Source organism: Thioalkalivibrio denitrificans (assembly GCF_002000365.1).
In the GTDB taxonomy this organism is placed as follows: Bacteria; Pseudomonadota; Gammaproteobacteria; order Ectothiorhodospirales; family Ectothiorhodospiraceae; genus Thioalkalivibrio_A; species Thioalkalivibrio_A denitrificans.
This window is the reverse complement of record NZ_MVBK01000122.1, coordinates 1-8,383: the sequence shown is the minus strand read 5'-3', so window position 1 is coordinate 8,383 and position 8,383 is coordinate 1. Positions and strand designations below refer to the sequence as shown.

Here is an 8,383-nt window from a genome sequence, read left to right as displayed (position 1 = left end):
CTTCATCCTTCATCCTTTCCGGTCACCCCTTCCCCCGGGTCCGGGTGCGGTGCGGGCGGGCGTGCTGCTCGATGAAGGCGATGATGCGCCCGGCCACGTCGACGCCGGACGCGGTCTCGATGCCTTCAAGCCCGGGTGAGGCGTTGACCTCGATGACCACCGGGCCGTGTCTCGAGCGCAGAATATCCACGCCGCACACATTGAGTCCGATGACCCTGGCCGCCTTGACCGCCGTGGCGCGTTCCTGGGGTGTGAGCCGTGTCTTCTCGGCGCTGCCGCCGCGGTGCAGGTTTGATCGGAACTCCCCCTCCCTGGCCCTGCGCTGCATTGCCGCCACCACCTTGCCGCCGACCACGAAACAGCGCAGATCCGAACCCCCGGCTTCCTGCACGAACTCCTGCACGAGAATGTTCTGCCGAAGTCCCATGAACGCCTGTATGACGCTCTCGGCCGCCTTGCGGGTTTCGGCCAGCACCACGCCCATGCCCTGGGTGCCCTCCAGCAGCTTGACCACCAGGGGCGCGCCCTGAACCTCCCGCAGCAGGTCGTTGATGTCGTCGGGCGAATGGGCGAACCCGGTGACCGGCAGGCCCACGCCCTCGCGAGAGAGCAGTTGCAGGCTGCGCAGCTTGTCCCGGGCACGGCTGATGGCCACCGATTCGTTGACCGGGAAGACCCCCATCATCTCGAACTGGCGCAGCACGGCCGTGCCGTAGAAGGTAATGGAAGCGCCGATACGTGGTATGACGGCATCGAAGCCGGTCAGTTCACGTCCCTTGTAATGAATGGCGGGTTTTGCGGACGTGATGTTCATGTAACAGCGCAGCGGATCCAGCACCTGGACCGCATGCCCCGCGTCCCGCGCCGCCTGCACCAGGCGCCTCGTGGAGTACAGCTTCGCGTCGCGGGAAAGGATGGCGATCTTCACGAGGGGGAGGTGCAGGCTCTGGGGGTATGAACCGCAGATGATAAGGGAGAAAACAGAATAGGGAAGCGGAGGGCGGGGCTCTGAAATGCAACGATTCTCTGACTCAGGGCACTAGATGCGGGGATTGAGTCCGTCGGCAAGGGAGTTTCGATAGGCGCGATAGGCCGGTATCAGGCTGACCAGCAGGGCGGCGGCGAGGAACAGGGAGAGCAACGCGAGTTCGTGCCATCCGGGCGCCGTGACGGCGAGCCGGATGCCGAAGCGGGACTGCACGACAGGCTGGACAAGATGGAGCGAGAGGTACAGCATGCCAAGGCCGGCGACGATGCCCGCAAGCGCCAGAGCCAGGGTCTCGCTGACCAGCAGCAGAAAGATCTGGCGGGGCCGGGCACCCACCGAGCGCAGGATGGCCATTTCGCGTCGGCGCTCATTGAGGCCGGCGAGCATCACGGCGAGCGTGCCGATCAGGCCGACCGCCACCACGGCGCCGGACACCAGCAGCAGCGCCTGTTCGGCCACCCCCATCAGCGACCACAGTTCATGCAGGGCGACGCCGGGGAGGATCGCGAGCATGGGCTCCTGCCGATAGCCGTTCACATGGCGTTGCACCTGGAAGGTGGCGGCACGCGAGTCGAGCCCGACGAGAAAGGCGGTGATCGAGCGGGGCGTGAGATCCACCTGGCGCACCTCACCGGGCGACAGCCGTCGCCCAGGCGGCGGGGGCGTGCCGCCGTGCCAGTCAACATGGATCGCTTCCATGCCGTCGAGGCTGATATGCAGCGTGCGATCGACGGGTGTGCCAGTGCGCTTCAGGATGCCGGCGACACGGAAGGGCATGTCGTCGTGCTCGAGGAAGGCGACCTTGCCGGTGCCATGGGCGATGACGATCATGTCGCCGAGCTCGTAGCCGAGGCGGTGTGCGACCTCGGCACCCAGCACGACGTCGAACAAATCGTTGAAAGGCCCACCGGCTTCGAATTGCAATGATTGCTCCCGACCGAACCGGTAGTGCCGGAAGTAATCCAGGTTCGTCCCCATCACCGGGTAGCCCCTGTGGGAGTCGCCCAGCGACAGCGGGATGGTCCAGGCAATGCGTGGATGGTTGCGGATGTCCTGGTAACTTTCCCAGGAGATGTTGTGCGTCGCCCCTCCGATCCTGAATACGGAGTAGAGCAGCAGCTGCACAGAGCCGCCGCGGGCACCGACCACCAGGTCGGTGCCGGAGATGGTGTGGGCGAAGCTGGCCCGGGTCTCGGTGCGCAGCTTTTCCACCGCCAGCAGGAGGGCCACCGAAAAGCCGATCGCGAACAGCGTGAGGGTGGCGGTCACCCACCGGTTGCGCAGGCTGCAAAGCGCCAGTCGCACGATCGCCATGCGCCGCTATCCTCCGTGGGCCCCGCCCGGGGCGCCGCCGGCCCCGGCACGGTTGATGTCGGCCATGGCAATGACGCGGTCGAACGGCCGGGCCAGGGCGCGGTCATGGCTAACGAACACCAGTGTGGTCCCGAATGTCGCGCATTCGCTGAGCAGCAGTTCCAGGAAGGCCCCTTTGTGACCCGCGTCCAGAGCCGAGGTGGGCTCGTCGGCGATCACGACCTCCGGGGCGCCCATCAGCGCGCGCGCCGCCGCCACCCGCTGCTGCTGCCCGACGCTAAGTTCGGTGGGCCGGCGTCCTAGCATCGACCTGTCACCGAGGCCCAGGTGTGCCAGCAACCGCATGCCTTCGGCCTCGACGCCGCCACGCGCGTTGGCCCGCTCGCGCCGCGCGGCCGAGAAGCGGGACGGCAGCGTGACATTGGACAGGACGTCCAGGTAGGGGATCAGGTTGAACATCTGGAAGATGAACCCCACGTGGTCCGCCCTAAGGGCGTCACGGCGCCAGCCCCTCAGGGTGCGCAGGGGCTGTCCCAGCAAGGTGACTTCCCCCTGCCCGGGGCGCAGCACGCCGCCCAGCAAATTGAGCAGCGTGCTCTTGCCGGTGCCGCTCGCCCCCAGGATGAATACCCGCTGTCCCCTTTCGACGATCAGTTCGGGGATGTCCAGCACGGGCGGTGCGCCGGCATGCCAGCGGAATGCGAGGTCACGGACCTCGATGGCGGGCTGTTGCGTGCTCGCGGACACCTACATGGGCAGCCGGTTGCGTTCCGGCGTCAGGGTGGTCGCGTCCTGCCCGCCCCTGCCGATGCGCTGCACCCGCAATCGCTCGGTGCCGGGGAAGGATTCGAACAGAAGCATATCCATGTATCGGAGGGCATTCACGTTGGTGCAGTGGAACTCGTAGTGGACATGGATGTCGGCGTGCTGGTGCTCATTCCCTGGTTTGTGGTCGTGATCATGATCATGTTTGTGATGATGAGCGTGGTTCCTGTGGTCGTGGGATTTGCCAAACAGGACGCTCTCGGCCTCCACCCCGATCAGCGAGCAGGCTGCGGCCGCAGGAAGCGAGAACACTCGGTCCGCGTCCTCAAGGGCGGCGCGTGCGCGTGTGAGTGCCTGGTGCTGGGCCTCCGTGCGCGGAGGGTGTTCGAAGCCCACCAGATTGTGTGCAGGCGAATGGAGTTCGACCAGCAGTGTGGTGCCGTCGAGGACGATGTTGAGTTCGGCAACGCCATGCACATGTGCGCCGTGATGACGATGCTCCTGTGCACCGATGTGGCCGCTTGCGGAAAGCAGCAGGCAGAGGGCAGCCAGCAGTCTTGCCGGCCCGGAGATGTTTGCGCTCATGGGTCGAAGGTTTCCTTGGATGGCCGTTGCGTCGCGTCAGAAGGCCTCGATTCGCTCGGGCCGCATGCTGTAGCCCGCATCCGCCAGATCACTGGGCACCCGCCGGGCCTGAAGGGTGCCCGTCAGCCAGACGGCGTCGAACAGCCGCAGCCTCGCCCCGGGAGCCTGCATTTGCACGTGAATGACCTGGTTCGGCGGGGGTGGCGGCACATGGATGCAGGCGCCCTCATAGGGGACCAGCAGGAACTCCGTGACCCGCTCGCCGTCTCCCTCCAGCGGCACCACAAAACCACCGATGCGCACGCGCTCCCCGTCCAATGCCTCCACCACGGGGGTGTCGGCCCATGCGGCGCGCAGTTTCTCCAGCAGCGCCAGGGCCTCGGGATCGTCGTCTGCGTAGCCGCTGACGTCGATGCCGGCGAGAGGGTCCTCGAAGGCATAGTCCTCGGGCATGAGGCGGTCCCAGGTCAGTGTGACCGGTTCGCGGCCATCGCCTGTGGACGCGCCGTCCTGGGGCGGGGTGCACCCCGGAGTGATCAGGGCCACGCCGAGAAGCAGCGATGGCAGCAGCGATCGGAGGGGCGAGAGGCGCTTCAGGGTTGCGGCGGGGTTCATGATTTGTGGGGCGGCGCCGTGCCCGGGGTCGCCGGGCACGGCGCCGCGGGGGGTGTCAGCGGGGCAATTCCTCGAAGACGTTGGTCCATACGTTCAGGGCCTGTCCGCCGCCGGGCATGCCGCCGCCGGTAGTGATCTCCCGGACCACCTCGAAGCGGGTCATGTCCACTTTATAGAGGTTGCCGTCGCCGGCGTTGGAGACGTAACCGTAGCGGCCGTCCTTCGTGAAGGCCACATGGCCCATGCGCCCCTTGCCGATGGCCAGATCGGCCACCGTGCGCATCTCCTGCAGATCGACGATGCTGATCACGTTGTTGCCGTAGTTGGTGACCACCGTGTGACGGCCGTCCGGGCTATTGTAGGCATGGCCGACGCCGGTGCTCGCGGTGGAGACGCGATGCGCCAGTTCCTTGGTCTTGGCATCGAAGAAAGCGACCTCGCGCCCCACGGCGTTGTCGCCCGGTCCGCGGTTGAGGATCATGAACAGGCTGCCGTCCTGGGAGAAGTTGCCGTGATGGGCCTCGGCCACCTCCTCGCCGGTCAGGGGCATGGACAGCCGGGTAATCTCCGGCCGTCCGGCCCTGCTCAGATCGAAGACCACCACGCCGGGCTTCACGTCGGCGCTTCCCTCGTGCACCAGCCAGAGTTCCTTGCCGTCGGGGCTGATCACCGGGTAATGGGGGCGGCTGGGGGAGGCCAGCGTGGAGGTGCTCCAGTCGCGGGTGTCGACGATCACCACGCGGTTGTCCACGCGATCCATGGTGAAGAAGTAGCGCGAGTCGGGGCTCCAGGAATTGTGCATCGAGGTCACGCCGACCGGTTCGCCCTGCACGCCAATGTCGATCGTCCGCACGATCCGGTCGCTGGCGGCCTCCAGGAACGTGACGCGCAGCTTGCCGTCGCTCAGCCCCCAGTGATCGACACCGACGAGCTTCCCGTTGGGGCTCACCAGTCCGTGCTTCGGGCGGTTGCCGGTGGCGACCCGTGCAGTGACCTTGCGTTCCTTGAGATCGATCACCACCACGTCCGTTTCGTCCGGTGCGGCGCAGCTCACGTAGACCTTGCGGGCATCCGGAGTCGTGCTTCCCAGGGTCCCGCCGCGGCAGGTATCCAGGCTGGCGATCACGCTGTCGTTGCGGGTGTCGACGATGTACGCCTTGCCGGCGCCGTGCAGTTGCACGACGACATCCGGCCAGACGGGTTCGGCCGATGCGATGGCAAGGGGGAGCAGGGCGAGCGCGGCGCCGCCGGTCAGCGTCGCCCGTATCGATCGGTGGCTAAGGGTCTTGGGCATCATGTGATCTCCATCCGGTGAGGGGAATTGAGGGGATGTGCATTGAATGTCCCTGCAGGAACCGTACCCTTCAGGGTCGAATTGGAAATCAGAGGCTTGGGACACGGAGTGGGGCAAAATGCCCCAATCAGCCCCGTTGTCTGTTGGGGCAAAATGCCCCAACAGAAGGGTGAAGCGTCGGGGAGACCGAAAAAAAACGGGGCAGGACTGCGTGTACTGCCCCGAAAACATGCCCTCGTTGAGGGCCGGGGTTGGTACTCGCTTTGCGCGGATCAGTCCCGGGCGCTGGGGACGGCCACCGGATAGTCGTTGGACAGGGCGGTGAGGAACACCTCGATGTCCACGTAGGGTTGCGAACCCGGCTTGAGCGGCTGCGTGCCGCCATTGCGGTTGCACTCCGTGAAACGCACGTGCAGGGACTGCAGCTCGTCCTTGGTCCGGTAGGTGGGCCAGTGGGCCACATCGCCGTAGTGGGTGGTGAGCGCCTGGCCGCGCAGCCGCTCGCCCACCAGGGTCACGTGGCAGGTGCCGCAGGCCATGTTCATGCGGCCGGTGCGCAGGTGGAAACGCTCCTGGCCACGATCGTAGGCGGCCTTGAGCTCACCCTGGGTCACGTCGATTCTGATGGGCATGCCGTTGCTGTGACTGGCCACGTACACGGACACCGCGCTGTTGTCGTAGCTGCCATGCTGCAGGGTCACTCCCTGCCGGGCGGCGCAGTGCTCGATCATCATCTCCAGGTTCACCACCTTGCCCAGTTCCTGATTGAAGTGGGGATAGTGGTTGGCGCGCAGTCCCTTGAGATTGCCGTCACGGGATCCCAGGCAGCGCGCAAAGCGGTTGTCGGATCCGTTCAATTCAGCCAACAGTTCAGCGCCACGGTCCATGGCCAGATGACCGCCATGCAGCGAATCGTCGAAAGGCGGGTCCATGAACTTCCAGTTGGTGGTCCACTGAAGTTTCTCTGACATGACCCGCTCTGGGTCCAGGTTGGCGCGATTCGTCCAGTTGGGGTAGGTCTTCGTATGGTCCTGAGAGACATGAGGGTTGCTGCTGTAGCCGCCCTCGGGTTTGGGCGCGTACTGGCGGTGGGGCTGGTCGGCCAGGGCGCTTGCGCACAGGCCGACGGTGAGCAGGCTGGCCAGGGCGGCCGCGAAGAGTGTCTTGGTGGTCGTGGGCATTTTGGGTCTGCTCCTTGTGCGTTGTGCCGTGCGGTGATCAGAGCGTCTTCAGGAAGGCCATTACATCGTGGATCTCCTGTTCCGTGAGGTTGTTCATGGCGCCAAAGGCGGGCATGACCGTCTCCGGGAACAGGGCGCGGGGGTCATGGAGCATCTGGTAGACATAGCTGTCGGGCACGCCCCTGGTTGAGTAGCCTTCCAGGCTTGGGCCGGCGGTGCCGGTCTGCGCGGCGCCAGGGATGGCGTGGCAGGCCACACAGTTGCCCTTGCGCACGTGGGTTGCGATCTCCCTGCCGCGTTCGACGTTGCCCTTTACGTTCCCGTTGAAGCGCACGGTCGCGGGTTCGGGGATGCCGCGCTTGTCCTCGTAGCTCAGGGTGATCCATTGAGTGAGGTCGCGGCCATGCGGCCGCCATTCGATCTCGCCGGAATTGGCTTTCGGGTAGGGCCAGGCGGTTCTGACGTCGAAATCCGGGTTGACGAGCACGTCATCCGGCAGCTTCGTATCCGCGGTGGCGACTGCGGATACGGCCAGCGCGGAAGCGAGCGCGATGAACAGGGTTTTGCGCATGGGTGACTCCTCCAGCTCTCTTGTTCTGAATGATTGCGCCATCTTGTAGCGCGGTATCGTCTCCCGCACGGCGGGTTGTGCCATGACTCGGCAGGGAGTCCTTTTGCACGACCTGTGCCAACGGGGCTGGGGAGGGAAGGGAGCCCGGCAGATCAGCGCCGCCGCGGCGCGGGCAGCGGCGTGCTGTCGGAGGAATTGGGGCAAAGCGCCCCATCGGGCGTGTCGGGGCGAGGGGCGTTCCGCCCCTTCCGGCGGTGTTCAGCGCCAGGCGCTGAGTTTGCGCAGCAGGGTCTTGTAATCGATGCCCAGCACCCGTGCCGCCTGGGCCTTGTTGTTGCCGCAGTCCGCCAGCACGTTTTCGATGTACTGGCGTTCCACGGCGGCAAGGGTGGCGCCGGTGCGGGGCGTCTCCCTGGACTCGCCCAGCCATCCGCCGCCGCCCACGGTGTCGGGGAACACCTCCAGGGGCAGATCGGTTACGCCGTCCGGGCACAGGATCACCGCCTGTTCGACGAAGTTCTCCAGTTCGCGCACATTGCCGGGCCAGCCGTAGGCCATGAGCGCACCGACCACCTCCGGCGCGAGGCGGCGCACATTGCGTCCGTGGGTGCGGGCATAGTGGCGCAGGAAATGCTCAGCCAGCTCCGGGATGTCCTCGGCCCGCTCGCGCAGCAGCGGCAGGGTCACGTGCAGCACGTTGATGCGGTGGAACAGATCGCGGCGGAAGCGGCCCTCCGCCACCTCGGCGTCCAGCGGCCGGTTGCTGGCGCACAGCAGGCGAAAATCCACGGGATGATCGCGCGTGTCACCCACCGGCCGCACGCTGCGGTTCTGCAGGCTGCGCAGCAGCTTGGCCTGCAGGGAAGCTGACATGGCGTTCACCTCGTCCAGGAACAGCACACCGCCCGAGGCCTCCTGCAGCAGGCCCGGGTGATCCCGGTTGGCGCCGGTGAAGGCCCCTTTGCGGTAGCCGAACAGCTCGGCCTCGGCGAGATCGTCCGGGATGGCCGCCATGTTGATGGCCACGTAGGGGCCATTGCCCGCGTGCAGCGCCGAGGCCGAGCTGTTCG

At 66.2% G+C, this 8,383-nt stretch carries 9 protein-coding genes; all 9 read right to left on the bottom strand.

Annotation, left to right across the window (positions count from 1 at the left end; all coding sequences use genetic code 11):
• Nucleotides 1–22: 22 nt before the first annotated feature.
• Nucleotides 23–928 carry a 30S ribosomal protein S6--L-glutamate ligase gene (gene rimK / locus B1C78_RS15930; protein ID WP_077280153.1) on the bottom strand — a complete coding sequence of 302 codons (906 nt, stop codon included), beginning with the start codon at nucleotides 926–928 and terminating at the stop codon, nucleotides 23–25.
• Nucleotides 929–1,039: 111 nt separating this feature from the next.
• Entirely contained in the window at nucleotides 1,040–2,302 is a 1,263-nt protein-coding gene (locus tag B1C78_RS15925; protein WP_077280152.1) for an ABC transporter permease, read from the bottom strand.
• Between the two features lie 6 nt (nucleotides 2,303–2,308).
• Complete coding sequence (locus B1C78_RS15920; RefSeq protein WP_077280151.1) at nucleotides 2,309–3,049, bottom strand: ABC transporter ATP-binding protein; 741 nt, start codon at nucleotides 3,047–3,049, stop codon at nucleotides 2,309–2,311.
• Complete coding sequence (locus tag B1C78_RS15915) at nucleotides 3,050–3,652, bottom strand: DUF2796 domain-containing protein (RefSeq protein WP_077280150.1); 603 nt, start codon at nucleotides 3,650–3,652, stop codon at nucleotides 3,050–3,052.
• 36 nt (nucleotides 3,653–3,688) lie between these two features.
• Complete coding sequence (locus B1C78_RS15910) at nucleotides 3,689–4,267, bottom strand: DUF3299 domain-containing protein (RefSeq protein WP_077280149.1); 579 nt, start codon at nucleotides 4,265–4,267, stop codon at nucleotides 3,689–3,691.
• Between the two features lie 55 nt (nucleotides 4,268–4,322).
• Nucleotides 4,323–5,564 (bottom strand): beta-propeller fold lactonase family protein, encoded by a 1,242-nt coding sequence (locus B1C78_RS15905; protein WP_245795467.1) that lies wholly within the window; start codon nucleotides 5,562–5,564, stop codon nucleotides 4,323–4,325.
• Nucleotides 5,565–5,833: 269 nt separating this feature from the next.
• Nucleotides 5,834–6,742 carry a sulfur oxidation c-type cytochrome SoxA gene (gene soxA / locus B1C78_RS15900; RefSeq protein WP_077280148.1) on the bottom strand — a complete coding sequence of 303 codons (909 nt, stop codon included), beginning with the start codon at nucleotides 6,740–6,742 and terminating at the stop codon, nucleotides 5,834–5,836.
• Between the two features lie 37 nt (nucleotides 6,743–6,779).
• Entirely contained in the window at nucleotides 6,780–7,313 is a 534-nt protein-coding gene (soxX, locus tag B1C78_RS15895) for a sulfur oxidation c-type cytochrome SoxX (protein WP_077280147.1), read from the bottom strand.
• Between the two features lie 258 nt (nucleotides 7,314–7,571).
• On the bottom strand, nucleotides 7,572–8,383 hold an 812-nt coding region (locus B1C78_RS15890; RefSeq protein ID WP_139349987.1), incomplete at its 5' end, for a sigma 54-interacting transcriptional regulator.